Source organism: Pseudobythopirellula maris, from assembly GCF_007859945.1.
Lineage (GTDB): Bacteria > Planctomycetota > Planctomycetia > Pirellulales > Lacipirellulaceae > Pseudobythopirellula > Pseudobythopirellula maris.
The window spans coordinates 1,366,963-1,391,418 of record NZ_SJPQ01000001.1 but is presented as its reverse complement, the minus strand read 5'-3'; the positions used below and the strand labels follow the sequence as shown (position 1 = coordinate 1,391,418).

Below are 24,456 nucleotides of genomic sequence, written 5' to 3'. Positions count from 1 at the left end.
TGCCCTCCTGCTCAGCGAGCGAATAGACTAGCCGGCTATGAGTCCACCCAACGCAGCTGCTGACGGAACCGGATCGACAAGGGGGCGGCTCTTCAACTCGGCGGCCCTGATCTCGATGGCGCTGTGCCTCTTTTTCAGCGCGCTGTGGGCGCGAACCCAGGTGCGCGACGAGGAAGGGTTTTCGATCGGCCACGCCCACCACAGCCAGCCGAACAAGACGCTCACGCGTCACCTCGAGGTCCACTGGTACGCGGGCAACCTGCGGGTGGGCTGCGGCTACGCTTCACTCGGCCCAGAGTATTTCTTGGCCGGCTCTGGCGAAGCCGGCATGCGCTCGCCTTCCGGGTTCAGCTTCCGCTTCACCGATGAACTCGAACCGCCCCGCTTCCGCGACGCGCCGCCAGGCTTTGACACTGGCGCCCACTCAGGCGCCAAGAAGGGCCTGCTGTTTGCGAATTACTGGGTGGCTGCGCCGATTGGGCTGCCACTGGCGTTGTTCGCCTTGCTGCCGGCCGCTTGGTTCGTGCGGCGGCTCAAGCGGCGCGGGTGGCGTTTCAGCCTCGCCGAGCTCGGCGCGGCTGCGACCGCCGTCGCTGTGGTCATCGGCGCGGTGCTCTGGCTGAAAACCTAGCGGCCTCAGTCTCAAGCCTTCGTCAGCTCGTGCTCGTACGGCTCGTAGGCCGCGATGCGGTCCGTGGCGACGTGGTAGTGCGGGTCTTCCGACACGTTGACCTCGACCAGATTCCCCGCGCGGTCGAGCAACCGGCGGCACTCGGCGCTGAGGTGTGTCAGGTGCAGCCGCTTGCCCTGCTGCTCGTACTTCTCAGCCAGCGAGTTGATCGCCTCGAGCCCCGACTGGTCGTAGACCCGCGTGTAGTAGAAGTCGATGACCACGTCTTGCGGGTCGTCCTTCGGATCGAACAGGTCTTTGAACGAGGTGGCCGAGGCGAAGAACAGCGGGCCGTGCAGCTGGTAGACCTTGCTGCCGAACTCGTTGTACTTCACGTCGGCGCCGACGTGCTTGGCGTGCTGCCAGGCGAACACCAAGGCCGACGCGATGACGCCCAGCACCACGGCGCTGGCCAAGTCGTGCATCACAGCCGTGTAACCGGCCACGAGCAGCATGACGAAGTAGTCGGCCATCGGCACCTTGCGCATCATCCGCAGCGAGGCCCACTCGAACGTGCCGATCACGACCATGAACATCACGCCCACCAGGGCGGCCATCGGGATCATCTCGATCCAGGGGGCGAGGAACAGCACGAACGCCAACAGGCAGACCGCCGCCGTGACGCCCGACAGCCGGCCGCGGCCGCCGGAGTTCACGTTGATCAGCGACTGGCCGATCATCGCGCAGCCACCCATGCCGCCGAACAGGCCGCACACGAGGTTCGCCAACCCCTGGCCGAAGCACTCACGGTTGCCGCTGCCGCGGGTCTCGGTGATCTCGTCCACCAGGGCCAACGTCATGAGCGACTCGATCAGGCCGACGGCCGCCAGCGTGATGGAGAACGGCAAGATGATCCACAGCGTGCCGAGCGTGAGCGGCGGCAGGGCGTATTCGAGGAAGAAGAGCCGCGGCAGGCCGGCGCTCAGCCCGACCGTGTCGGGCGTCACGGCGGCCATCGCGGCGGCCGCCTCTTCGGGCGATCCGTCGTGGGCGGCGGTTGGGGTTGAAGCGGCGCCGTGGCCCGTGGCGTCGGCGCCTGTCACTTCGGCCGCGGCAATCGAGCGCGCCTTCGTGAGCAGCATGTCGCCCACGGTGAGCACCACCCGGTCTTGGTTGCGGGCCGCCAAGCCGGGATCGAGTTGCTGGTTCAGCGCGACCGACAGGCCCGTGACCACCAAGATCGCCGCCAGCGAGGCCGGCACGGCGCGGGTCAGTTTGGGCAAGAGCCAGATGATCGCCATTGTCAGCGCCACGAGGCCGAGCATGATCCACAGCGCGGGGCCGCGGATGTAAGCCATCGCGCCCGAGTCAGCGACCGTTTGGAAGCTGCCGAACTGAGCCATGAAGATCACGATCGCCAGGCCGTTCACAAACCCGAGCACCACGGAGTGGGGCACCATGCGGATCAGCATGCCGAGCCGCCCGGCGCCAACCAGCATCTGGATCACGCCGCACAGCATGACGGCGGGGAAGAGGTACTCGATCCCCTGCGTGGCCACGAGCGCGACAATCACGACGGCCATCGCGCCGGTGGCGCCCGAGATCATGCCGGGTCGCCCGCCGAACACCGCGGTGATCAGCCCGATGAAGAAAGCCGAGTAGAGCCCGATCACCGGCGACACGCCCGCCACGAATGCGAACGCCACGGCCTCGGGCACCAGGGCCAGGGCCACGGTCAGGCCCGACAGCAAGTCGTTCTTGAGGTTCTTCTTCTGCGAGCGGAACAGGTTGAGCATCAATCGTCCGAAAGGTGGGGCGCCGGCCGGGGCTTCCGCGCCGGTCACGGGTCCCTATCGAGAGAACCGGGGCGCAGAAAACGGGGGGCCGCTTGAACTGGAGGCGGGACGGTCGGCAGGCCGGGATCGGCGTGGCGGCCGCGTAGGGGGTGGGAAGGGCAGATCTTGCAGGGCAGGCAGTATAACCACGGCGGCGACGCGCAGAAAGCAGAATTGCCGCAGTGTTAAGGCTTTTGAATCTCGGGGTTGTTGGCGAGCCGGGGGGCGTAAGCCCCCGGAGGGAACCCGGTTACCCGCACCACTCCGGGGGCTTACGCCCCCCGGCTCGCCCCTACACCCTAGCATTCAGCCGAACGACGGGCGGGCGGCCGCTTAATCCTGGACCACGCCGTCCACGATCCGCGGATCGCTCAGCCCCTGGGCCGCCTTGGCCTGGAGGATCGAGCGGATTTCCCCATCGGGCAGCGGCTGCGGGGCGCCGAGCTGCCGGGCCAGCAGCAAGATGCGGCAGTAGGCGTCGAGCAGCTCGACGCGCCAGAAGGCCCGCTCCACCGTGTCGGCCCACGCCACCACGCCGTGGTTGGCGAGCACCACGGTCGTCGCCCCACGGGCCACGAGCGGGCGGATCGAGTCGCCCAGCCGTGGCGTGCCGGGCGTGGCGTAGGGCGACGTGGGGATCTCGCCCAGGTACATCTCGACCTCGGGCAGCACGCCCTGCGGCACCGGCTCGCCGGCCACGGCAAACGCCGTGGCGTGCGGCGGGTGGCAGTGCACCACGGCCTTCGCTGCGGGCTGTTCCTGGTAGATCGCCAGGTGCATGAGGATCTCGCTCGACGGCGCCCGCCGGCCCTCGAGCTGCGTGCCTTGGAGATCGACCAAGCACATGTCTGCGGGCTCCATAAAACCCTTACAGATCATCGTCGGCGTGCAAAGCACTTCGTCCGGGCCGGTGCAGTAAGAAAGGTTGCCGTCGTTGCCGGCGGCGAAGCCCTTGGCGTAAATCCGCCGGCCGATCTCGCAGAATTCGGCTTTGAGCTGATTGGTGTCCATGAAGAATGGAACGCGGATGAACGCGGATTGAAAGGATGGACGCGGATGAAGAAAAAATAAAACAGTAAGGGCATGGGCCGCTATGGAGGGCGGCCCCTACAAGATGTATCCGCGTCGATCCGCCCGATCCGCGTTTATCCGCGACCCATTCTTCGAAGCAAACTCTAGAGCGGCCGGCCCAGCCCCAGCTGGCCCATCAGGTCGGTCACCGCGAACGGCCGTGGCGAGCAGAGCCGTTCACACGCCTCCACGCCGGCGGCGAAGCCGTAGCTCTGGTTCATCGCCTTCACGCGGTCAAACAGCTGCGCCTTCTCCGGCGGGAACTGCGAGGCGTAGCACTTCACCGCTTCGATCTTCTTCTCCAATGTCGACCCGATGTCGACCATCATCACCGTGCCGGCCGGCGCGGCGGTGAATGGCTCGTAGCCTAGCGAGTAGTGCAGCAGCGCCTTGATGCGGTGCGGCGTGGTCCCCTCGAATTTCTCGTCCCACTTGGTGAGCCGTGAGTAGAACATCGCCGCGTCGGTGATCTGCATCGCCTGCCAATGGTCGGGCGAGGCCAAGGGCGTCCGCTCACCCAGGCCGATCACCAGCCGCGGCCGGTGGCGGCGGAACACGTTCGCCAGGGCGACCCGCTCGTCCCAGCCGTCCATCAGCCGGCGGTTCACCAGCGGCAGCGTGATCCGCTTTTTGACGCCGAGCACCGTGGCCGCCGCGGCCGCCTCGGCCATCCGCATCTCGGGGCCGGTTGAAACGGGCGTCGGCTCGCCGTCGGTGAGGTCGACAATGCCGACCCGCCAGCCCGCCTCGGCGAGCTTGGCGACCGTGCCGCCGCAGCCGATCTCCACGTCGTCCGGGTGGGCCCCGACGGCGATCACGTCCAGCTGCTCGTCGTCACTCATATTTCGGCACTTTCTAGGTAGGAACCGCTAAGTCGCCAAGAAGGAGGTAAGCTGACAGGAACACAGGAAATAGGATGTGATCGGCAGGATGAAGCCCCCCAGCCTATCCACTTCGATCCTGTAAACGTGTCGATTCCATTCTTCCTGGCGTCCTTGGCGACTTGGCGGTTCCCCCGTGGGTTGACAATCGCGTCAGGCGTTTCGTATAGATTGAGGGATTCTGCCCTCCCGCCGAGCGTCTGCTCGGCCTGTCATTCCGACCGCAGCCACGATAACAAGGAAGCCCGCGATGGTCACGGCCGCGGCCGATTCGTCCCCGCTCGACCCGCTCAACGACCCGTCCGCCTCCCAACCGGCCGACGAGACGCCGGTGGTGGGCGCCCCCGCGCCGGTCGAGAACGCGCCTTCTGATCCCGTGCCCGCCGGCCCGATGATCGGCGGCAACGCGATCGGCGGCGGCGCCCCCGAGGTCGAGGCCTCGAGCGATCCGTTCGACGACTTCGACGACGACGATTTCGACGACGATTTCGACGACGACTTCGAGGAAGAGTGGGACGACGCCGAAGAGGACGATGGCTTCGGTCCGGAGTTCCAGGACACCGAGGACGAGGAGTTCGACACCGAGGCCGATCCCGGCGCGGAAGAGGACGACAAATCCGACGACAAGTTCTCGGGCGACGCCGACTTTGACGACTGACGGCGTGGCTGTTGGCCTTTAGCTGTTAGCCACCGGCTGCTGGCCGGGGGGATCCGCTGTCCCGGCCCCCCGCATCCGGATGATTCGTCCGCTTCTTGGCGAACCGAACTCCCTTTCGGGAGCACCTTGAGGTTGGTCTATTAGGGGCTCTTAGGCGGGGTGCGCGTCGACTTACTCCGCCAACAGCCAATCGCCAACAGCCAACAGCTTCCCTACATGTTCCAGCCGATCGACGGACAGGTCAGCTTCCCCCGTCTCGAACAAGACGTTCTTTCCTTCTGGAAAGAACGGGGCGTTTACGAGAAGTCGCTCGCCCGCCGCGAGGGCGCCGAGCCCTTTGTCTTCTACGAGGGCCCGCCGACCGCCAACGGCATGCCCCACCCGGGCCACTGCCTCACCCGGGCGATCAAGGACGTCTTCCCCCGCTACCGCACGATGCGCGGCTACCGCTGCGAGCGAAAAGCGGGCTGGGACACCCACGGTCTGCCCGTGGAGGTCGAGGTTTGCAAAGAGCTCGGCATCCACTCGAAGGAAGAGATCGAAGCCTACGGCGTCGAGCCGTTCATCCAGAAGTGCCAGGCCAGCGTCTGGCGCTACATGAAAGAATGGGAGCGGCTCACCGAGCGGCTCGGCTTTTGGGTCAACCTGGAAGAGGCTTACGTCACGTACCACCAGTCATACGTCGAGAGCGTGTGGTGGAGCCTCAAGCGGCTCTTCGATCAGGACCTGCTTTACCAAGGCCACAAGATCGTCTGGTGGTGGGCCCAGGGCGGCACGGCGCTCTCCAGCGGCGAAGTCGGGCAGGGCTACCGCGAGGTGATGGACCCCAGCGTGTTCGTCAAGTTCCCGCTGCTCGAAGACGGCCAGGTCACCAAGACCTCGCTCTTGGTCTGGACCACCACGCCGTGGACGCTGCCGAGCAACCAGTTCGCGGCCGTGAATCCGGGCATCGAGTACTCGAGCGTCGAAGACCCCGACACGGGCGACGTGCTTGTGATGGCGAGCGACCTGGTCGAGGCGATCGGCGCCAAGCTCAAGCGCGAGCTCAAGGTGCTCTCGACCTGCCAAGGCACAGAGCTCGTAGGCCGCCGCTACCTGCCGCCGTTCGAGTCTTACTACACACTGGCTGGCGCGCAGCAGCGCCAGGCGCTGCGCGAGCAGTCGGGCGAGCCGGGCGACGTGGCGTTCAAGCTCGGCGGCGCCCAGCGGGGCAAGCTCGCCGCCGGCGGCGAGGAGTTCTTGGCGTGGCGCGTCGTGGCGGCCGACTTCGTGACGACCGACAGCGGCTCGGGCGTGGTGCACCAGGCGCCCGCCTTCGGCGAGGTCGACTACGAGGTGCTCGTGGCCGAGCAGGCGCGGTTCGCCCCCGGCGAGGGCCCCACGCTCATCAACTGCGTCGGCCCCGACGGCAAGTTCACCGACGAGGCGCCCGACTACGTCCGCGGCCGCTGGGTCAAAGAGTGCGACAAGGAGATCGCCCGCGATCTGAAGCAACGCGGCCTGCTCTACCACCTTGAGCAGTACAAGCACGACTACCCGTTCTGCTGGCGGGCCGAAGAGGACCCGCTGATCCAGTACCCGCGCGAAAGCTGGTTTATCCGCACCACGTCGTACAAAGACGCGATGCTCAAGAACAACCAAGCGATCAACTGGTTGCCCGAGCACATCAAGGGCGGCCGGATGGGCAAGTTCCTCGAGTCGAACGTCGACTGGGCTCTGAGCCGCGAACGCTACTGGGGCACGCCGCTGCCGGTGTGGCAGTGCGAAGAGACCGGCAAGCAAGAGGCGATCGGCGGCTACGACGAACTGCTCCTCAAGCCGGGCGTCGCCGGCACGGAGAGTTGGGAGAACGCCAAGAAGGCGAACCCCGAACTGCCCGAGGACCTCAAGGTCCACAAGCCGTACATCGACGACGTGACTTACGACTCGCCGTTTGCCGCCGGATCGCGGATGAGGCGTGTCACCGAGGTGATCGACTGCTGGTACGACAGCGGCGCGATGCCGTTCGCGCAGTGGGGCTATCAGGGCCAGAACGAGGGCGAAGCCAAGCAGCGCTTCGAAAGCCAGTTCCCCGCCGACTTCATCTCGGAGGCCCTCGACCAAACCCGCGGCTGGTTCTACAGCCAACTCGCCATCAGCACGATGCTGTGGAGTGAGAGGTCAGCGGTCGGAGGCGAGAGGTCGGAAGAAGAGTCTCTGACCTCCGACCTCACACCTCTCACCTCTTACCCCCACCCGTTCAAGAACTGCATCGTCCTCGGCCTGATGCTCGGCGAGGACGGGCAGAAGATGAGCAAGAGCAAGCGGAACTACCGCGACCCGAGCGAGATCTTCGATCTCTACGGCGCCGACGCGCTGCGTTGGTACCTGTTCGCTAACCAGCCGCCGTGGTCGTCGATCCGCTACAGCGAGCAGGCGATCAAGGACTCGATCCCCGAGTTCCTGCTGCGGCTGTGGAACTGCTACAGCTTCTTTGTGATCTACGCCAATATCGACGGGTTCGATCCGGCCCGCGAAGCGGGCGTTTATTCCCCTCCCCCTGGTGGTGAGGGGCTGGGGGAGGCAGTACGCGCGCAGGAGCAAGCTCCCGCCGAGCTCGCGCTCAACGCCGCGGAGTTCCAAGCCGCCGCGTCGTACCGCCCCGTCGCCGAGCGCGACGAGCTCGATCGTTGGGCCCTCGGCGAGCTCAACCGCACGGTGGCGATCGTCACCGACCGGATGGACGCCTACGACAACTTCGGCGCCTGCTCGGCGATCACCGAGTTCGTCGACGGGCTGTCGAACTGGTGGGTCCGTCGCAGCCGCGAGCGGTTCTGGGCCAAGGACAAGAAGTCGCAGGAGAAGCTCGACGCTTACTGGACGCTCTACGAGTGCCTCACCACGATCAGCAAGGTGATCGCCCCGTTCACGCCGTTCCTTGCCGAGACGTTCTGGCGCAACCTCGCCGAGCCATTCCAGGGAGAGAACGGCGAGGGCGCCCCCGAGAGCGTTCACCTCTGCGACTACCCCGAGGCCGACGCGATGCTCGTCGACCGGGAGCTGTCGGAGCGGATGGGCCTCGTGCGGCTGATCTCCTCGCTCGGCCGCAACGCCCGCGGCGCCGCCGACCTGAAGGTCCGCCAGCCGCTCTCGAAGGTCGAGGTGATCCTCGCCGACAACACCCACCAGCCGTGGCTCGAGGAGCACGCCGCGGTGATCGCCGGCGAGCTGAACGTCAAGGCGGTCGAGTTCTCCGACAACCCCGAGAAGTACGTCGACCACGAGGTGCTGCCCAATTTCAAGCTCTTGGGCAAGAAGCTCGGCAAGCTGATGCCGAAGGTCAAGCAGGCGCTCAACCAGCAGAGCGGCTCGGAGCTGCTCGAGAACCTGCGCGACAACGGCAAGATCAACCTCACCGTCGACGGCCAAGAGGTCGAGTTGCTGCCCGAGGAGGTCGAGGTCCGCATCACGGCGAAGGAGGGCTGGGCGGCCGCGAACGACCGCGGCGTGGTCGTGGTCCTGTCGACCGAGCTCACCGACGACCTGAGGCGCGAGGGCCTGGCGCAAGACCTCAAGCGGGCGATCCAAGACCGTCGCAAGGAGATCGGCTGCGAGTTCACCGACCGCGTGGAGGTGTACATCGCTACCGAGTCGGACCTGCTGAAGTCGGCGATCGAGCAGTTCCACGACTACCTGGCGAGCGAGACCCTGGCCGAGAAACTCGAGGTCCGAGCGGTGCTCGGCGCCGGCTCCGCGGCCGCTAAGGTGGGCGACGCCGAGGCCGAGCTGCAGGTGATGGCGGTCAAGGCGTGAGCGAATCCAATCAATGGAATCTGAGAGAGTTCGTGATGAGGGAAATGAAGCTGGGCTGCGGGAGGCGTCTCCGGCGCCGATAACGTGTCGCCCGTAAGACCACGGCTAAAACAATCGAATCGGCGTCGGAGACGCCACCCACATCTGAACCTTCTGATAGTTTCCCCTCCCCTCCTATGATCCGAGACGCCACGCCCGCCGACGCCGCCGCGATCGCCGAGCTCTACAACCACTACGTCCGCGAGTCGACGGTCACCTTCGAGGAGGAGCCGGTCACGGCCGAGGCGATCGCCGCGCGGATGCGTGAGGTGAACGAGCGGTTCCCTTGGCTCTTGCTAGAGGAAGACGGCGCCCTCGTGGGCTACGCCTACGCCCGCCACTGGCAGACACGCAGCGCCTACCGCCACACGGTCGAGACGAGCGTCTACGTCGCCCACGACCGCCGCGGCAAGGGCCACGGGCCCGACCTCTACCGGGCGCTGCTCGGCCGGTTGCCGGCGTGCGACGTGCACGCCGTGGTGGCCGGGGTGACGCTCCCCAACCCGGCGAGTGTGGCGATGCACGACAAGCTCGGCTTCAAGAAGGCGGCCCACTACACCGAGGTCGGCCGCAAGTTCGACCGCTGGCTCGACGTGGGCTACTGGCACATGGTGCTGGCAGACAAGACCCAATGACCAAGACCCAATGACCAAAACGCGCTGCCGCGACGCTCGCTATTGGTCATTGGGGCTTGGTCCTTGGTCATTCAACTCACATGAAGCATTCCTTTCACACCCGGTTTCGCAGTGAAAATCGCCGTGCTCATCTCCGGCGGTGGCCGGACGCTGAAGAACATCCTCGACCTCGCCGCCAAGGAAGAGTTGAAGGTCGACGTGCGGCTGGTCGTTTCCAGCAGCGCGAAGGCGGGCGGCTTGGCCCACGCCGAGGCGGCCGGCGTGCCGTCGGTCGTGTTCGCCCGCAAGGATTACGACTCGCACGACGCCTACGGCGAGGCGGTGTTCGACGCCTGCCGCGAGGCGGGGGTCGAACTCGTCGTGATGGCCGGCTTCCTGAAGCTCGCCCCCGTGCCGGACGATTTCATGGGCCGCGTGGTGAACATCCACCCGTCGCTGATCCCCGCCTTCTGCGGGCAAGGGATGCACGGCGATCACGTCCACACCGCGGCGATCGAGCGCGGCGTGCGGGTGTCGGGCGTCACGGTCCACTTCGTCGACAACGAGTACGACCACGGCCCGATCATCTGGCAGCAGCCGACCCCGGTGTTCGACGACGACACGCCGGCGACCCTGGCGGCCCGGGTCTTCGAGCTCGAGAAAGAGGCCTACCCCCACGTGCTCAAGCTGTTCGCCGCCGGCCGCGTGCAGCTCGAAGACGGCCGCGTGCGCATCGGCAAAGGCAGAAAGAAACAGCACGGATAACGCAGACGCACAACGCATCCGCATTACCCGCGCTGTTGGTGTTCAGCCCTTGTTGAGCGAGTCGCGGATCTCGCGCAGCAGCTTGATGTCTTCGGGCGGCTCGGGGGGGCCTTCTTCGGCCGGCTCGTCCTTGCCGAGGGCCGCCTCTTGCAGGCGGTTCATGAGCTTGATCGCCATGAAGATGGCGAAGGCGATGATCACGAAGTCGATCGCCGCGTTCAGGAAGTTGCCGACGCTCAGCATGACCGGCTCAACCGCCTCGGCGCCGTCGACGGCGGGCGTTCCCTCGGCGATCTGAACCTTCCACTCGGAGAAGTCGAGGCCGCCGGTCACGGCGCCAACGGCCGGCATGATGATGTCGCCCACCAGCGAGGTGACGATCTTGCCAAACGCGCCGCCGATCACCACGCCGACCGCCATGTCGACCACGTTGCCGCGCATCGCGAATTCTTTGAACTCTTGGATCATACCCATAAGGGCCTCCGATTGGGGGGATGAGAACGTCCGAGAGCATAACGCCTCCCAATCACAACGGGAGCCTTCAATCGCGAGAAGCGCGTAAAGTTGCGCCTACCCGACGGCGAGAGCCGTCGGCTTCTTGGTCCGCAGAGAAATTCACGCGCGTGAGGCGCCGCTAAGAGGCGCGCTCGGCGCGAAGCACGGCGAGCACCGCCTCGATGTCGGCCGCCAGCGGCGCCTCGAGCGTGAGCCGCTCGCCGCTCGTCGGCTGGTCGAGCCGCAAGCGGCTCGCGTGCAGCGCCTGGCGCCGCAGCAGCGGCGGCTCCGACGAGGTCGCCTCGCCGCGCAGCGCGGCGGCGTTCACGTCGGCCTGGTGCCCGTAAAGCCGGTCGCACACCACGGGAAAGCCCAGGTGCCGCAGGTGAACGCGGATCTGGTGCGTCCGCCCGGTCTTGGGCATCACGCGCAGCACGGCGTGCCGCTCGAACCGCTCGACGACCTCGTAGCGCGTGACCGCCTCGCGGCAGTCGGGCGTGTCGGAGCGGATCGCCATCCGCTCGCGCTGCTTGGGGTGGGGGCCGATCGCGGCGTCGATCACGTCGGCGTCACGCGTCGGCACGCCCTGCACCACGGCCAAGTACTCCTTCTCCACGGTGCGGTCGGCCCACTGCTTCGCGAGCCGTTCGTGCGCCCGGTCGTGCTTGGCGATGGCGATCACGCCGCTCGTGTCGCGGTCGAGCCGGTGGACGATGCCGGGCCGCGTGGCCCCGCCCGTGGAGCTGAGCCCGCCGGCGCCGAAGTGGTGGGCCAGGGCGCTGGCGAGCGTACCCTCCCAGTGCCCCTTGGCGGGGTGGACGACCATGCCGGGCGGCTTGTTGACGGCCACTAGGTCATCGTCTTCGTAGACGAAATCGAGGTCGATCGCCTCGGGCTTGGGGCCGGGGGGCGGCGGCTCGAGCCGCTCGACGACGACCGCCATCCCCACCTCGAGCCGGAACGACGCCTTGCGTCGCCGGCCATCGACCGTGACGGCCGCGCCGTCGATCGCCCGCTTGAGCACCGACCGGCTGAACGCGTTCAATCGCTTGGCGAGAAACGCGTCGAGCCGCGCGCCTTGTTCCACCTCATCGACGATCAGGCGGGCGGGGAAAGTCGGCTCGCCGTTGTCCGCTTCGGCGGGAATGGTCAGCGCCGGATCGGGGTCGGCAGGGGGCGTGTCGCTCATCGGGCTCTTAGTCGTTAGCGGTAGGGGCACAGCCAAAGACGGCGAAGCCGTTCCCTAGCTAATCGCTAACCGCCAATGGCTAACAGCCAAAAATCAGAACGGCAGCTCAGCCGCGGGGGCGTCGCTCTCTTCGGTCGCCTCGCTGGCGGCCTCTTCCTCTGCGGCGGGCTCCGTGGCTTCGCTCTCACCAGCGGCCTCTTCGGCGGCCGTCTCTTGCTCGGTCTCGCCGGCGGGGGCGGCCGAACGCTCCTCGTCGTACGAGTCGTAAATGCCTTGCAGGGCCGCGTCGGGGTCGATCGTTTCCTCGGGCATCGCCAGGTCGTCCGGCTTGGCGTCGGTCGTGCCGGGGCCGAGCTCGTCGATCGCGGCGCCGGGGGTCTCCACGCCCGACAGCCACGCGTAGCTCGACTGGACCGACGGCTTGGCGAGTTGCTCGGCGCGCTCGGCGGCCATGTCGGCAAACGCGCCGCGGACCTTGCCGTAGTAATCGCTCGCCTGGTCGAGGTCGCCGCGCAGCTCGTTCACGCGGGCCAAGCCCAGCAGCGCCCGGTTGGCCACCACGTCGTCACCCGATCCGGTGAGACGCTCGTACGTCTCCTCGGCCGTGGCGAGCGCCTCTTCGGCGCTGGCGCGGTTGCGGAGCCAAGTCGTCGAGGCGGTCCAGAGCTTCCCGTCGGCCCAGGTGATGCTGGACCAATCGGCGACCGGCTCGCCCGGGTACTCTTCGGCCGTCTGGCTGAGCACGGCGAGGTTCGGCCGCGCGTCTTCCATCGCGATCTGGTAACCGCTCCAGGCGGCCGAGCGGATCGCCTTGTCCGACTGCTTGTACACGTTCATGCTCACCAGGCCCGCCACCACCGCGACGCAGGCGATGATGCCCACCGTGGCGTGCTGGCCGTAGTTCTCCCACACCCTGGAGATGCCCTTGGCGAGAACGTTCTCGTTCAGTTCGTGCCGGTGTTCTGAATCCATCGCTCGTGTTTCCGTCGCTCTGAAGTTACCGTGCCTAACGTGAAGCGGGGCTTGGAGCGCCACGCCTGAGGGATACGATCAAGGGTCCGCCCGGCCGGGCTGTGAGCAGCAGGGCCGGGGCAGACGACGCAGTATAACGGCCAGCCGCCGATCCCAGAATCCCAGCCGGGCCCGTCGATTTCGCCCATCCCCGCGGATTCCCGTCCCCGCGGAATAGGGAACCTCAGCTTATAACACCACGGATGACACAGATCTCACGAACGAGCGGCGGCTGCGATGATTGCCGACCGCCCGCTCTAGTGCTCTTTCACGCTTTTCCGTGGCCAACGAACCTTGCTTGGCCATCGAAGCCTGTGCGGCTATAGAGAGTCCGCGCCGTCCGAGGTTCCCGCCCGTCGCTCCCCGCTGATCCCGCCTTCCCTCCGCAACCACGCCGCCATGGCCCACGGCCTCAATCCCGCACAACTCGACGCCGTCCGCACCCTCAGCGGGCCGCTGCTGGTGCTGGCCGGCGCCGGCACCGGCAAAACGCGTGTCGTCACGGTCCGCATCGCCGAGCTGATCAAGAGCGGCGTGCGCCCAGACCGCATCCTCGCCGTCACGTTCACCCGCAAGGCGTCGGGCGAGATGCAGGAGCGGGCCGCCGAGCTGCTCATCAAGGGCAAGAAATTCGCCAAGGGGGGCAGGGGGGGGCGCCAAAAGCGCCTGCCCAAGGACGCCCCCCGTCCCGAGATCTCGACCTTCCACTCGCTCTGCGTCCGCGTGCTGCGGCGGCACATCGCCCAGCTCGGCTACCCCGAGCGGTTCACGATCGCCGACCGCGGCGACCAGGAGAGCGAGGCCCGCAGCGCGCTGCGCGAGATCAAGGCCCCCGGCGAGGCGCTCGGCCCCTCCGACCTGCTCGCGCAGATCAGCCGCTGGAAGATGGGCTCGGTCTTGCCGAGCGAGGCGGCGTCGATCGCCGAGAGCGACCAGCAGCACCTGGCCGCCGTCGCCTACCGCCGCTACCAGAACAACCTGAAGAAGGCGGGCGTCGTCGACTTCGACGACCTGCTGCTGCTCACCGAAACGCTGTTCAAGGAGCACCCCACGATCCGCCGCGAGGAGGCGGGCCGCTTCGACCACGTGCTGGTCGACGAGTACCAAGACACCAACCACAGCCAGTACGAGATCGTCCGCGCCCTGGCGATCGGCCACCGCAACCTCTGCGTCGTGGGCGACGACGACCAGTCGATCTACGCCTGGCGCGGAGCCGAGGTCACGCACATCCTCGGCTTCCACCGCGACTGGCCCGGCGCCAAGGTCGTGCGGCTCGAGGACAACTACCGCAGCCGCGCGCCGATCATCAACTACGCCAACACGCTGATCGCCTTCAACAGCGTGCGGCACGACAAGGTGCTGCGCCCGCAGCGTGAGGGCGACGACACGCCGCGCATCATGCAGTGCAACGACGAGACCGAGGAGTCGAAGAAGGTCGTCTCCGACATCCGCTTCCGCCTGCAGCAAGCCGGCTGGTTCGTCGGCGGGCCGCCCGAGGGCCAGGACAACGAGCGCCCACGGCTCTGGCCGAACGACTTCGCGATTCTGTTCCGCACCAACGAGCAGCCACGCGCCTTCGAGCAAGAGCTGCGCGCGGCCAAGCTGCCGTACGTGCTGATCGGCGGCATGAGCTTCTACGACCGCCGCGAGGTCCGCGACCTGCTCGCCTACTTAAAGCTCGTCTGCAACCCAGACGACGAGCCGGCGCTCTTGCGGATCATGAACACCCCGCCCCGCGGCATCGGCGACGGCGCCCGCAAGGCGCTCGTCGAACACGCCGTCTCCCAGGGCAAGCCGCTGTGGCGTGTGCTGGGCGACGCGCCGTCGATCCCCAACATGAGCGCCGCCGCCCGCCAGGGGGTCGAGAAACTGACCACCGCCGTGGAGAGCTGGCGCCACCTGGCGAACCTCGGCGAGCCGGTCGGCGCCCTCGTGCGGCGTGTCGTGGGCGAGTCGCGTTACCACGACGAGCTGCTGCGTCTCTACCCCGACCCGAAGGAGCGCGAGGCCCGCGAGGTCGCGCTCGAAGAAATCGTCAACGCCGCCGCGGCGTACCAAGACAAGAAGGGCGCCAAGGCGTCGCTGCAAGATTTCCTCGACGAGGTCGCCACCGGCGACCGCCACGACACGGACGACAAGGAGTCGCAGCTCGGCCGCGGGGCGATCGCCCTGATGACGCTGCACGCGGCCAAGGGCCTCGAGTTCCCGCACGTCTACCTGGTCGGCATGGAGGAGGGCATCCTGCCGCACAAGCGATCACTCGCCGACGGCGAGAACGCGATCGCCGAGGAGCGCCGCCTGGCGTACGTCGGCGTGACCCGCGCGCGCGACCGCCTCACGATGTCGCTCGCCCTCACCCGACGCAAGTGGGGCAAGCCCCGCGACACCGTGCCGAGCCGCTTCCTGTACGAGATGACCGGCCAAGCCGACAACCCACGCTACGCAGCGATCAAAGCGGGCCGGGCGGCGAACACGCCGAACAGCGGGAAGAAAACGGCGCGGCGGCGGTAGCGGGGGATGCGTGGCTGTGTGGAGAAGCAGGCCTGGCAGGTCGTTCGCATGCCCACGCAGCGTGGGGCATGGCGCCCCGTTGGTGGCGTTACCGCGGGGTGGCGGGGGCGCTCCCGCCAGGGAAGCCCCCGAGCGTGCCGGGCCGGGTCTGTGGGGCTCGGGGGATTCCGCTTCGCGGTGCGCCCCCGCCACCCCTTTTTCAGTTGCTTGGGGGCTTGCGCTTTTGTTGTGGGTAGCCCAGGTTCTTGAACCTGGGTGGCGAAGCCACAAGAAGCCGCCGTTGGGCGTTGTCGGTCGGTTGCGTTCTTTGCGCGTGGCGGCCGGTCCTGATGCTTCGTGTCGCGTGCAGCGAAGCGCAGTTTTCAAAAACCCGCGCTTCTCGTGCGATCGCTGTGGGTGTTCTGCTGTCGCTCGGGTTAGGATGGCGTCCTTCGAGGGACCGGCGCGTACTGAACGAACGACTCACAGCGGGCTGAGCGGATGACGGAACCCTTAGCCGCCGCTGAGCCTCCCTCCCCACAGCCTCCCTCCCCACAGCCTCCCTCCCCACAGCCTCCCTCCCCACAGCCTCCCTCCCCACAGCCTCCCTCCCAGCGGCGACTGCTGACCCTCTTCGCGCTCGTTTACGCCGGCGAGGCGATCTTCATCTTGCCGTTCCTTGTGCCGCGGCTGTTCCGGCCGACCATGCTCGAGGTGTTCGGGCTCTCGAATCTCGACCTCGGCCTGGCGTTCTCCGCCTACGGCCTCGTGGCGATGGCGGCTTACCTGGGGGGCGGGCCGCTCGCCGACCTGCTGAGCCCGAGGAAGCTGCTCGCCGTGGCGCTCGTGACCACGTCGCTCGGCGGCGCCATGCTGTGGAGCGTCCCCGCGCTCGCCACGCTCAAGATGCTCTACGCCTACTGGGGCTTCACGACGATCGCCCTGTTCTGGTCCGCGCTGATGCGGGCCACGCGCGAGTGGGGGGGCGCCGCGTCGCAGGGGACGGCGTTTGGGTTGCTCGACGGCGGCCGCGGGCTGCTGGCCGCATTGGTCGGCACGGCGGCCGTCGCCTGCTTTGGTTGGGCGCTGGGCGGAGACCCCGCCTCGGCCACGCCCGAGCGTCAGGCCGCCGCGCTGCAGGCGGTCGTCGTGCTGTTCAGCGTGCTCGTGGCGCTGGCGGGGCTGTTTGTCTACTTCGCCCTGCCCAAACACCCGGCCGAGTGCGAGGCGGAGGACGCCGCCCACGCGCTGGGGGGGCTGTGGCAAGCGGCGCGGATGCCGCGCGTTTGGCTGCAGGCTCTCATCATCGTTTGCGCCTACGTCGGCTACAAAGCGACCGACGACTTCTCCCTGTACGCCCGCGACGTGCTCGGCCTGGGCGAGGTGAAGGCGGCCGGCGTGGGGGCGATCTCGCTGTGGGTGCGGCCCGTGGCGGCGATCGGCGCCGGGCTCTTGGCCGACCGCTTCGGCGCCGCCCGGATGACCGCGATCAGCTTCCTGCTGCTGCTGGTCGGCGGGCTCGTGCTGGCCGGCGTCGGCGTCGAGTCGGGCGGCTTCTCGGCGTCGCTCCGCACGGCGTTCCTCGCCACAGTGGTCGGCGTGAGCCTCGGCATCTACGCCCTCCGCGGGCTTTACTTCGCCATCATGCAAGAGGGCCGCGTGCCGCTCGCTTACACCGGCAGCGCGGTCGGCCTGGTGTCGGTGGTGGGCTACACGCCCGACGTGTTCATGGGCCCGCTGATGGGCAAACTGCTCGACAACAACCCGGGCGCCGAGGGCCACCAGCAAGTCTTCTTGGTGATGGCGGGTTTCGCGGCGGTCGGCCTGGCGGCGAGCCTGGTTTACGCGTGGTCGCTGCGTCGCGAGTCGCGCCGCGACGTTTGAACGCGGGTTGGGCTGTCGGCCGTCACCCCGCAACCCGTGTTCGGTCGATCTTGCGACGATAGAACGGCGGGTCGATGACGTTCTAGTGCGAATCGCACGGATGCATAGCGTGTGTGGCGGTGTGATTCGGCGTCGATAAGTCAGAAACAACGCTACGGCTAACGGTATCGCGTTCTAAACTTTCGAAAGCTGTTCGATTCTCGCCCGCACCTCCTGGAGATAGACAGACGCGGATTCTTTGTGGCGGAACTGCTCCGCATCCGTGAGCAGTTGCATGGCGCTTTCCGGGTCGTCGCCTTGGGCGACCATCTGGGCGAGCATCGCTGTGGCGAGGCATCGATCGTGGGACGTACGGATTGAGCCGCCGAGCGCCAAACGCATTTCATCCTCGGCGTAGGCCAATGCGTTGGGGTCTTGCGAGGCGAGTACAGCGTTTACCCAATGGTAGTAGGCTTTCGATTCAGCGCTCAAGAGTTTCGGAAACTTGACGGTCTCCATCAGTTGACGCGCGGTGTCGAAGTCTCCGCGATTCATCGCGTTGAAGGCCGGACGCATGGGGCCGTATCGGAAATACCCCCAGAGAAGCAGCGGCGCCGCCAGCAAGACGAGGTAAGCCGATTCATGCCCGTACGCAAACTTGTAGGCGCCGTAGGTGGTCGCGGCGAGGATCAGGATGATCCGGACTCGGAGCGTGAACATCAGCCAATCCCTAGTTTTTCAAACAGACCATCGCATGTAACAAGCACCAAGCGTGGGAGAGTTTAGCAGAGCAGCCGGGGCGATGGGTGTCGGGGGCGCTCCCGTTAGGGAAGCCCCGAGCTTGCCGGGCCGGGTCGGTGGGGCACGGGGGCTTCCACTTCGCGGTGCGTCCCCGCCACCCATGCGAGGGCGGTCAAATTGGTGGCCAAGAATTTCTTTGCGCGAATTATCCGCCTTCGGCGGACTCCGCGGCGCTCCGCTAATCGACCTGATGGCAACGACTTAGAACAAAATGGCGAGTGGCCAAGAATCGCTGCTGCGCGCGCGGCCAAAAGCGATTGTCGAAATTAGGTGAAACGGCTGCTACAAAGATAATTGGGCGCCGCAGGGGGTGACTCGCCAGCGCCGCGGCTGCGTTTTCGGGCCGTTCTCGTCCCCGATGGCGCGACGTGCTGCGTTTTTCGGTCGACCCGCACGCCACCGGCTCCGGCGCGTTTTTTTGAGAAGCTCTCGGCGCGAGCTTTTCAGTTATTCTTGGCCACCTCCCGCTGAGCGCGGCCCCGAAGCCGCAGTGCGGCGGACGCGGGACGTCGGCCGCCGTCTCAAAAGAGGGCCTGCTCGGGCCCCGCGGGCGGGTGAATCGCGGCGGGACTTGTGCGACGATCGTTTTGCGGGAGCTGTCGGCCTGCGGCTGATTACAATGCAAGTCGACGAAGCGTTTGCCCTCTTCTTCCAAGCGGCGGCCGTCGCTTGAGGCCCTCGCCCCCACTAGTCCAACTCTCACGATCGGCGCCGCGGACGACCGCCGCCGCTCGTCTCTTGATCCTCGAATCAATCGCTATGAGAACACGCCATCTGATCCTGGCCGCGGCGGCAGCCGTCGCCCTGGTATCCGCCGAGCGCCCGCTGCTGGCCGCCGACTCGGCCGAGGCCGCTTCCTCCAACACCGTGACGCTCAAGGCCCATGCGTTCCCGGGTGGGAAGAAGCCCGACAGCATGTGGAGCGGCGTCTACACGGCGCGCTCGGGGAAGATCTACGTCGGCCTCTGCACGCACGGCGACGCGGCGAACTTCTACGAGTTCGACCCCGCGACGCAGACGATGGACCACATCGCCGACCTGAGCGTCTTCAAGGGCGAGCGGGGCGAGGGGATCCGGACGAGCGGCAAGATCCACACCTCGTTCGTCGAGGACCTGGAGGGGAACATCTACTTCGGCGACTTCTGCGAAGACAGCGGCCCCGAGTGCATCGACCCGAGCAGCTACCGCGGCGCCCACTGGTTCAAGTACGACCCCGTGGCGAAGCGGCTGACCAACCTCGGGCTCATCAGCCGCCACGCCGGCCTGCTCGGCATCGAGATCGACCGCGAGCGGCGGCGGCTCTACGGCCTGGCCGAGGACGGGCACCTGTTCATGTTCGACTTGGACCGGGGCGTCACGATCGACAAGGGCCGCGTCGACGACTGGGACATCTGCCGCACGATCGCCTCGGACGACCGCGGGAACATCTACGGGTCGTTCCCGGTCGACCGCGTCTGGAAGTACAGCCCGGAGAAAGACCGGGTGATCGACCTGCAGAACGTGCGTGTGCCGAACGACCCGCGGGTGAACCCGCGCACGATGTCGAACCCGAAGATCGACCGCAAGACGCTGTGGCGCATCTTGGAGTGGCGGCCCGAGGAGCGGGTGTTCTACGGCGTGACGAACTCGGACTGCCGGCTGTTCCGCTTCGACCCCGAGGCGGGCGACGACGGCGAGATCGAGCCGCTCGCGTTGCTGTGCGCGGACCGCTACCTCGACGGCGACCCCAAGAAGATCCCGATCGCCACGCTGGCGTTCACGCTCGCCCCGAACGGCATGATCTACTACGCGCCGGTCACCTCGGTGTCCTTCGACTACTCGGCCGAGTCGTGGGACGTGAAGGACGAGCGCAAGTTCACGCAGAAGATCACCCAGCGTTCGCAGCCGCCGCTCTCGGCGCTCGTGGAGTACGACATCGATAGCGGCTCGCGTCGCGAGGTCGGCCTGATGCGGACCTCCGACGGCCGGGCGGTGTTCGGGCTCGGCGGGGCGGTCTACAGCCCGCTGGACGAGAAGCTTTACTTTGTCGGGGCCATCGAAGAGCACAACGAAGAGCTGGTCGCCGGCGAGATCGAAGAAACCTGGACTTACTCCATGGCCTTGCTGGGCATGCCCCTGCCCGCGGCCGAATGAAACCGCAACCCACGCTTGAGAGAAACGTCGTGAGGCTTCTGACGCTGCTGCTTGTCCTGCTCGCGCCCGCCTGCTGCTCCGCGCAGAAGTGGGTCAGCCCGAACTACGACAACCACCACCTCGACTACCGCGACCTCGGCTACCCGGGCGTGAGCGAGATCCCGGCCGACGACAGCCGCATCTCGGCGCTCGTCACGAGCGCGGCGGGCGATGTCTATGGCGCCACCAGCGGCAAGCAGGCGTACCTGTTTGTCTTCGACCGGTACACGAACAAGGTCCGCCCGCTCGGCCAATTGCCGGGAGCGGCGGGCGTTCACCACACGCTGGTCGAGGGCGCCGAGGGGGCGCTCTACGCCGGCACGGGCCTCAACCTACTGGACGAGATCCCGCTCACTAAGGACTTCCCCGGCGGGCACCGCCAGGTCGAGAAGCAGCTCGAGAAGGATGTGCTAGCCCACCACGGCGATTACGCCGGCGGGAAGATCTTGCTGATCGACACCGGCGCCGTGGCGGACGAGGTCTACTTGCCGGGCGACGAAACGCCGGTGCGCGACCTGGGCGTCGTCGCGCCCCGCAACTCGGTTTACGCACTCACCTACAATCCGGTCAACAAGAAGCTCTACGGCCTGACCTACCCCGACGCGCTGTTCTTCGAGGTCGATCCCGAGGCGGGCCAGATCAAGGTGATCGGGCCGCTGCTGTCGCGATTCGTTTACTCGGGTCCCGAGCGGACCTGGCGGAGCGTCCCGCGGTCGCTGCTGTGCCTGGAGAACGGCGACATCCTCACCTCGGGCGACGACGGGCTCATCAGCCGTTTCAGCATCGAATCGGGCGAGTGGACCGCCACCGAGATGCGGATCCCCGGCGAGTACTGGGAGTCTGCCAACTACTACGGCTACCCCGTGGTCGAGCAGTTGCACCCAGCGTCGCCCGGTGATCCCGTTTGGGGAACGACGAGCGACGGCTTCGTGTTTGAACTCCGCATGGCCCAGGGCGAGATCCGCAACCACGGCAAGCCACGCGTGCCGCGTCGCGTGCGGGCCTCTTCGCTCGCCGCCGACGGCGAGCTCTACATGATCTGCGGGCAGATCGACGAGCCGTGCAAGCTGTTGTCGTTCGACACCCGGCGGCACAAGGGCTACAAGAACTGGAGTTATCTCTCGGTCGACCGCAGCCCCTATTACGCGAAGCGCGCCTACCAGTTCGACGCCATGACCGTGGGCGCCGACGGGACCGTGTTCATCGGCGAGAGCGACCGTCGCGGCAAGCTGTTCCTGTTCACGCCCGGCGGCGAGTTCTTTTTGGGCGGCTTGAACCCGAAGAACCCGCGCTGAGTCCACAGCCGGGGGGGAATCGCTCATCGCCGCCGGCGGCGACCCGTGAGCGGCGCAAAAAATGAACGGGGGGCTCGGGCGTCGCCCCCCGTTCGTTGCGCTCATAAGATCGGCGAGCCCTCTGGCTCACCGGCGAAGCCCGCGACTCACTGGAAGTAAGCCGGGTTCTCCGCGCTGAAGTCGGCGTCGGTGAAGCCTTGGTTCGGGCTGAGGTTCGTGTAGATGTACTGCTCTTCGAGAACCGGCTTGCCGCCCTGCGGGGTCGGCCAGCTGTAGGCGACGAAGGCGACCGGCACGCGCAGCTCTTGGTCGAAGAAGAACTGCGCCTTGTGGAAGCGGAAGTTCTTACGCGGGATCGGGTGCGTCGCCTCGATCATCGTGACGGGGCGGCCGTCGATGCGGGCGCCGTGGTCGTGCGTGACCGTGCACTCGGCGTACTTGCTGTCGTTCTCGGCGATCTTGATGATCGACTCGGTGAGGTTGCGGATGCCCGCCCGTGTGATCGGGTAGCGCTGGCCGCTCATCGCCACCATGCCGTTCGGATCGAGGTTGATCTTGCCGAGGCGCCGCTTCCAGCCCGAGGCGAGGGCGACCATGTTGCCTTCGTTCTGGTTGGCGACGAAGAGAGCTTCCTGGCCCGGGGTGGGCTGGATGAATTTCATGTAAACGCTGAACGGCTGGTGCCGCACACGGATCTGCATCTGCTGCGGATCGCCCAGTTCACCGTCGAGCCGCTCGACCTTGGTGAACGTGGCCGAGTAATCGGCGATCCCCTGATCGATCCGCGCGATCGCTTCGTGGGCCACGCGCAGGCAGGGCGCCAGCGGGTGCTCGCCCGGGCGTTGCTCCAGATCGAACGGCGCGTTGGCCGCGGCGGGCTTGACGTTCGGATCGGCGATCGGCGCCACGGCGGTCTGCGGCGTCGCCGCGGGCTGCGTTGCGGCGGCGGGCTGCGGCGCGGTGGCGGCGGCCGCCGGTTGCGCGGCGCCGTTGTCCGCCACGCGGTAGACCGGGTGGGTGAGCCGCTGGGCGTCGGCCGTCGACAGGGTAGTCGACAGGGCGATCGCCAGGAGCAGGGCGCATCCTAGAATTGATCGAGACATACTCACGGGTCGCCGGCCGGCGGTGCGGGCGGCGTTTTTCGGGGCGGGGGCGGGTCGGGTTGCGTGGCCATCCATGGCTGGCTCCCAGGGGCGAGGGTCAACGTTTTACGGGGCGTTCCCGGGCCTTCCTGGCCGCGGGACACGATCGGTTGCGGTCCCCGGCGCTGCCCTAACGGGGGCCGGCCGGTAGACTGCCTCTTAGGAAACAGTAGCGGCGTGGGGCCGCGGCGCACAACCCTTTCGATCGTAGACGAGCCCGCCAAGCGGGGAAAGAGAGATCACCCGTTGGCTGCTAGCACGCTGGGCGTCGAGACCGTGGTTTCGGTCCCTTTTGACGAAAACACCTTCCTGTTCTACCTGCCGGGCCGCGAAGACTGTGTCGTGATCGACCCCGGCCTGCAGCCGCAGGAGATCCTCAAGGAGCTGGAGCGGCTGGGGCTCACCCCCGCCGCGATCCTGTGTACGCACGGGCACTCGGACCACATCGCCGGCAACGGCGCCATGAAGGAGAGGTGGCCCGGCTTGCCGCTGGCGATCGGCCGCGGCGACGAGCCGAAGCTCTCCGACCCGGAGCAGAACCTGTCGGCGGCGTTCGGATTCGAGTTCACCAGCCCGCCGGCCGATCGGCTGCTCGACGAGGGCGACGTGTGCGAGTACGCCGGGCTCAGTTTCCGGGTGCTCGACACGCCGGGCCACTCGGCCGGTCACGTGTCGCTGGTGCTCGAGCACGAGGGGCAAACGCACGTGGTGGGGGGCGACGTGTTGTTCCGTGGCGGGATCGGGCGGACCGACTTTCCCGACGGCGATTTCGCCACGCTCCGCAGCTCGATCCACGAGAAGCTGTTCACCCTGCCCGACGACGCGATCGTCTACCCCGGGCACGGCCCGACCACGACGATCGGCGAGGAGCGACGCGACAACCCGTGGGTCGGCGCCCCGGCCGGCTACAAGCTCGACGGCTGAGCGACGGCGGCGTCCCAGGCCACGACCGTGCCGCTGAGCATCGCACGGATCGGGCCGTCGGGCGATTCGAGCCGCAGGGCGCCATCTTCGGCGAAGCCGTGGCAGAGGCCCTCGACCCGCTCGCCGCCGTGCTCAACGGTCACCCGGCGGCCGGTGAGCAGCGAGCGGCGGTTGGCCTCGTCGATCGGTTCGCTGGAATCCGCCCCGAGCTGGCGGAGCCGCTGGCCGAGCGCGGCGAGCACGCCGACGAGCAGCGTGGCGGTGTCGACCTCACGGCCGGCCGCCTCGGCGACCGACAGGCAGGCGTCTCGCAACTCGGGGGGGGCGGCGTCGGAGCGGTTGTTGGCGTTCAGCCCGACGCCGATCACGAGCCGGTCGGCCGCGGGCGCTTCGAGCAACACGCCGCACGCCTTGCGGTCGCCCAAGTAAACGTCGTTCGGCCACTTGATGCGCGGCTTGAGGGCCGGGGCGGCCAAGTGGGGTTCGAGGGCTTCGCAGACCGCCAACGCGGTGGCGAGTGAGGCGGCGGGCAGCTTGTCGGCGCTCAGGCCGAAACGCGAGGGCGCCAGAGCCACGCTGAAGGTGAGCGCCCCGTCCCCCGCCAGCCAGGAGCGTCCGGCGCGGCCGCGGCCGGCGGTCTGGCGATCGGCCACCACCAGCAGCGGCAGCGGGGTGTCGTTCGCGCGCACGGCGTCGAGGGCGTAGTCGCTCGTCGAGCCGAGTTCCTCACGCCATTCGCACGCCGCCACCCAGGGGGCGGCGCCGACGAGATCGTTGGAGAATCGTGGTGGGCGGGGCACTTGAGTCCG

The 24,456-nt window shown here is 67.4% G+C and carries 19 protein-coding genes; 10 read left to right on the top strand and 9 right to left on the bottom strand.

The window, feature by feature from the left end:
* The first annotated feature begins 115 nt into the window (after nucleotides 1-115).
* The gene (locus Mal64_RS05165) at nucleotides 116-631 is read left to right on the top strand and encodes a hypothetical protein (RefSeq protein WP_146397710.1); all 516 of its coding nucleotides are present in this window, start codon (nucleotides 116-118) and stop codon (nucleotides 629-631) included.
* 11 nt (nucleotides 632-642) lie between these two features.
* Here the strand turns inward: Mal64_RS05165 and Mal64_RS05160 are convergent, their stop codons facing one another.
* From Mal64_RS05160 to Mal64_RS05150, 3 genes are all read right to left on the bottom strand, one after another.
* Entirely contained in the window at nucleotides 643-2,406 is a 1,764-nt protein-coding gene (locus Mal64_RS05160) for a SulP family inorganic anion transporter (protein WP_146397708.1), read from the bottom strand.
* 372 nt (nucleotides 2,407-2,778) lie between these two features.
* A complete protein-coding gene (locus Mal64_RS05155) occupies nucleotides 2,779-3,456 on the bottom strand; it encodes a class II aldolase/adducin family protein (protein ID WP_146397706.1) in 678 nt (225 codons plus the stop codon).
* A 164-nt stretch (nucleotides 3,457-3,620) separates the two neighbouring features.
* A complete protein-coding gene (locus Mal64_RS05150) occupies nucleotides 3,621-4,358 on the bottom strand; it encodes a PIG-L family deacetylase (protein WP_146397704.1) in 738 nt (245 codons plus the stop codon).
* A gap of 289 nt (nucleotides 4,359-4,647) precedes the next feature.
* On the opposite strand from Mal64_RS05150, the gene Mal64_RS05145 reads away from it, so the two are divergent.
* The 4 genes from Mal64_RS05145 to purN all read left to right on the top strand — a co-directional run bounded on the left by Mal64_RS05145 (nucleotide 4,648) and on the right by purN (nucleotide 10,265).
* A complete protein-coding gene (locus Mal64_RS05145; RefSeq protein WP_146397702.1) occupies nucleotides 4,648-5,055 on the top strand; it encodes a hypothetical protein in 408 nt (135 codons plus the stop codon).
* 216 nt (nucleotides 5,056-5,271) lie between these two features.
* Entirely contained in the window at nucleotides 5,272-8,847 is a 3,576-nt protein-coding gene (locus tag Mal64_RS05140) for a class I tRNA ligase family protein (RefSeq protein WP_146397700.1), read from the top strand.
* A 176-nt stretch (nucleotides 8,848-9,023) separates the two neighbouring features.
* Complete coding sequence (locus tag Mal64_RS05135) at nucleotides 9,024-9,521, top strand: GNAT family N-acetyltransferase (RefSeq protein WP_146397698.1); 498 nt, start codon at nucleotides 9,024-9,026, stop codon at nucleotides 9,519-9,521.
* Nucleotides 9,522-9,632: 111 nt separating this feature from the next.
* Nucleotides 9,633-10,265: a phosphoribosylglycinamide formyltransferase gene (purN, locus tag Mal64_RS05130; RefSeq protein ID WP_197525467.1), complete on the top strand. Its 633-nt coding sequence runs from the start codon at nucleotides 9,633-9,635 to the stop codon at nucleotides 10,263-10,265.
* 42 nt (nucleotides 10,266-10,307) lie between these two features.
* Here the strand turns inward: purN and mscL are convergent, their stop codons facing one another.
* The 3 genes from mscL to Mal64_RS05115 form a co-directional block, all read right to left on the bottom strand.
* A complete protein-coding gene (mscL, locus tag Mal64_RS05125) occupies nucleotides 10,308-10,739 on the bottom strand; it encodes a large-conductance mechanosensitive channel protein MscL (RefSeq protein WP_146397694.1) in 432 nt (143 codons plus the stop codon).
* 160 nt (nucleotides 10,740-10,899) lie between these two features.
* A complete protein-coding gene (locus Mal64_RS05120) occupies nucleotides 10,900-11,949 on the bottom strand; it encodes an RluA family pseudouridine synthase (RefSeq protein ID WP_146397692.1) in 1,050 nt (349 codons plus the stop codon).
* A 93-nt stretch (nucleotides 11,950-12,042) separates the two neighbouring features.
* Nucleotides 12,043-12,921, bottom strand: coding sequence for a hypothetical protein (locus tag Mal64_RS05115; protein WP_146397690.1), 879 nt, complete (start codon nucleotides 12,919-12,921; stop codon nucleotides 12,043-12,045).
* 438 nt (nucleotides 12,922-13,359) lie between these two features.
* Between Mal64_RS05115 and Mal64_RS05110 the strand changes: the two genes are divergently transcribed.
* Both Mal64_RS05110 and Mal64_RS05105 read left to right on the top strand, forming a co-directional pair.
* Nucleotides 13,360-15,471 carry an ATP-dependent helicase gene (locus Mal64_RS05110; RefSeq protein WP_146397688.1) on the top strand — a complete coding sequence of 704 codons (2,112 nt, stop codon included), beginning with the start codon at nucleotides 13,360-13,362 and terminating at the stop codon, nucleotides 15,469-15,471.
* 648 nt (nucleotides 15,472-16,119) lie between these two features.
* Nucleotides 16,120-17,334, top strand: coding sequence for an MFS transporter (locus Mal64_RS05105; RefSeq protein ID WP_231993584.1), 1,215 nt, complete (start codon nucleotides 16,120-16,122; stop codon nucleotides 17,332-17,334).
* A gap of 174 nt (nucleotides 17,335-17,508) precedes the next feature.
* Here Mal64_RS05105 and Mal64_RS05100 read toward each other — a convergent pair whose 3' ends face one another.
* Entirely contained in the window at nucleotides 17,509-18,033 is a 525-nt protein-coding gene (locus Mal64_RS05100) for a hypothetical protein (protein ID WP_146397684.1), read from the bottom strand.
* A gap of 840 nt (nucleotides 18,034-18,873) precedes the next feature.
* On the opposite strand from Mal64_RS05100, the gene Mal64_RS05095 reads away from it, so the two are divergent.
* Both Mal64_RS05095 and Mal64_RS05090 read left to right on the top strand, forming a co-directional pair.
* On the top strand, nucleotides 18,874-20,247 hold the full coding sequence (locus tag Mal64_RS05095; RefSeq protein ID WP_146397682.1) for a hypothetical protein: 1,374 nt from the start codon (nucleotides 18,874-18,876) through the stop codon (nucleotides 20,245-20,247).
* A 29-nt stretch (nucleotides 20,248-20,276) separates the two neighbouring features.
* A complete protein-coding gene (locus Mal64_RS05090) occupies nucleotides 20,277-21,581 on the top strand; it encodes a hypothetical protein (protein WP_146397680.1) in 1,305 nt (434 codons plus the stop codon).
* A 146-nt stretch (nucleotides 21,582-21,727) separates the two neighbouring features.
* Here Mal64_RS05090 and Mal64_RS05085 read toward each other — a convergent pair whose 3' ends face one another.
* Nucleotides 21,728-22,684 carry a DUF1571 domain-containing protein gene (locus Mal64_RS05085; protein WP_197525466.1) on the bottom strand — a complete coding sequence of 319 codons (957 nt, stop codon included), beginning with the start codon at nucleotides 22,682-22,684 and terminating at the stop codon, nucleotides 21,728-21,730.
* 285 nt (nucleotides 22,685-22,969) lie between these two features.
* Between Mal64_RS05085 and Mal64_RS05080 the strand changes: the two genes are divergently transcribed.
* Nucleotides 22,970-23,647 (top strand): MBL fold metallo-hydrolase, encoded by a 678-nt coding sequence (locus Mal64_RS05080; RefSeq protein ID WP_197525465.1) that lies wholly within the window; start codon nucleotides 22,970-22,972, stop codon nucleotides 23,645-23,647.
* Here the strand turns inward: Mal64_RS05080 and Mal64_RS05075 are convergent.
* Nucleotides 23,629-24,447, bottom strand: coding sequence for a biotin--[acetyl-CoA-carboxylase] ligase (locus tag Mal64_RS05075; protein WP_197525464.1), 819 nt, complete (start codon nucleotides 24,445-24,447; stop codon nucleotides 23,629-23,631). The genes Mal64_RS05080 and Mal64_RS05075 overlap by 19 nt on opposite strands.
* Between the last annotated feature and the right edge of the window lie 9 nt (nucleotides 24,448-24,456).

What these genes read in the sequence shown, in the direction of transcription:
- Mal64_RS05115 (WP_146397690.1), bottom strand. Translation starts at nt 12,921, where the DNA reads ATGGATTCAGAACACCGGCACGAACTGAACGAGAACGTTCTCGCCAAG.
- Mal64_RS05165 (WP_146397710.1), top strand. Translation starts at nt 116, where the DNA reads ATGGCGCTGTGCCTCTTTTTCAGCGCGCTGTGGGCGCGAACCCAGGTG.
- Mal64_RS05085 (WP_197525466.1), bottom strand. Translation starts at nt 22,684, where the DNA reads ATGTCTCGATCAATTCTAGGATGCGCCCTGCTCCTGGCGATCGCCCTG.
- Mal64_RS05140 (WP_146397700.1), top strand. Translation starts at nt 5,272, where the DNA reads ATGTTCCAGCCGATCGACGGACAGGTCAGCTTCCCCCGTCTCGAACAA.
- Mal64_RS05095 (WP_146397682.1), top strand. Translation starts at nt 18,874, where the DNA reads ATGAGAACACGCCATCTGATCCTGGCCGCGGCGGCAGCCGTCGCCCTG.
- Mal64_RS05145 (WP_146397702.1), top strand. Translation starts at nt 4,648, where the DNA reads ATGGTCACGGCCGCGGCCGATTCGTCCCCGCTCGACCCGCTCAACGAC.
- Mal64_RS05120 (WP_146397692.1), bottom strand. Translation starts at nt 11,949, where the DNA reads ATGAGCGACACGCCCCCTGCCGACCCCGATCCGGCGCTGACCATTCCC.
- Mal64_RS05110 (WP_146397688.1), top strand. Translation starts at nt 13,360, where the DNA reads ATGGCCCACGGCCTCAATCCCGCACAACTCGACGCCGTCCGCACCCTC.
- mscL (WP_146397694.1), bottom strand. Translation starts at nt 10,739, where the DNA reads ATGGGTATGATCCAAGAGTTCAAAGAATTCGCGATGCGCGGCAACGTG.
- Mal64_RS05135 (WP_146397698.1), top strand. Translation starts at nt 9,024, where the DNA reads ATGATCCGAGACGCCACGCCCGCCGACGCCGCCGCGATCGCCGAGCTC.
- Mal64_RS05160 (WP_146397708.1), bottom strand. Translation starts at nt 2,406, where the DNA reads ATGCTCAACCTGTTCCGCTCGCAGAAGAAGAACCTCAAGAACGACTTG.
- Mal64_RS05155 (WP_146397706.1), bottom strand. Translation starts at nt 3,456, where the DNA reads ATGGACACCAATCAGCTCAAAGCCGAATTCTGCGAGATCGGCCGGCGG.
- Mal64_RS05150 (WP_146397704.1), bottom strand. Translation starts at nt 4,358, where the DNA reads ATGAGTGACGACGAGCAGCTGGACGTGATCGCCGTCGGGGCCCACCCG.
- Mal64_RS05100 (WP_146397684.1), bottom strand. Translation starts at nt 18,033, where the DNA reads ATGTTCACGCTCCGAGTCCGGATCATCCTGATCCTCGCCGCGACCACC.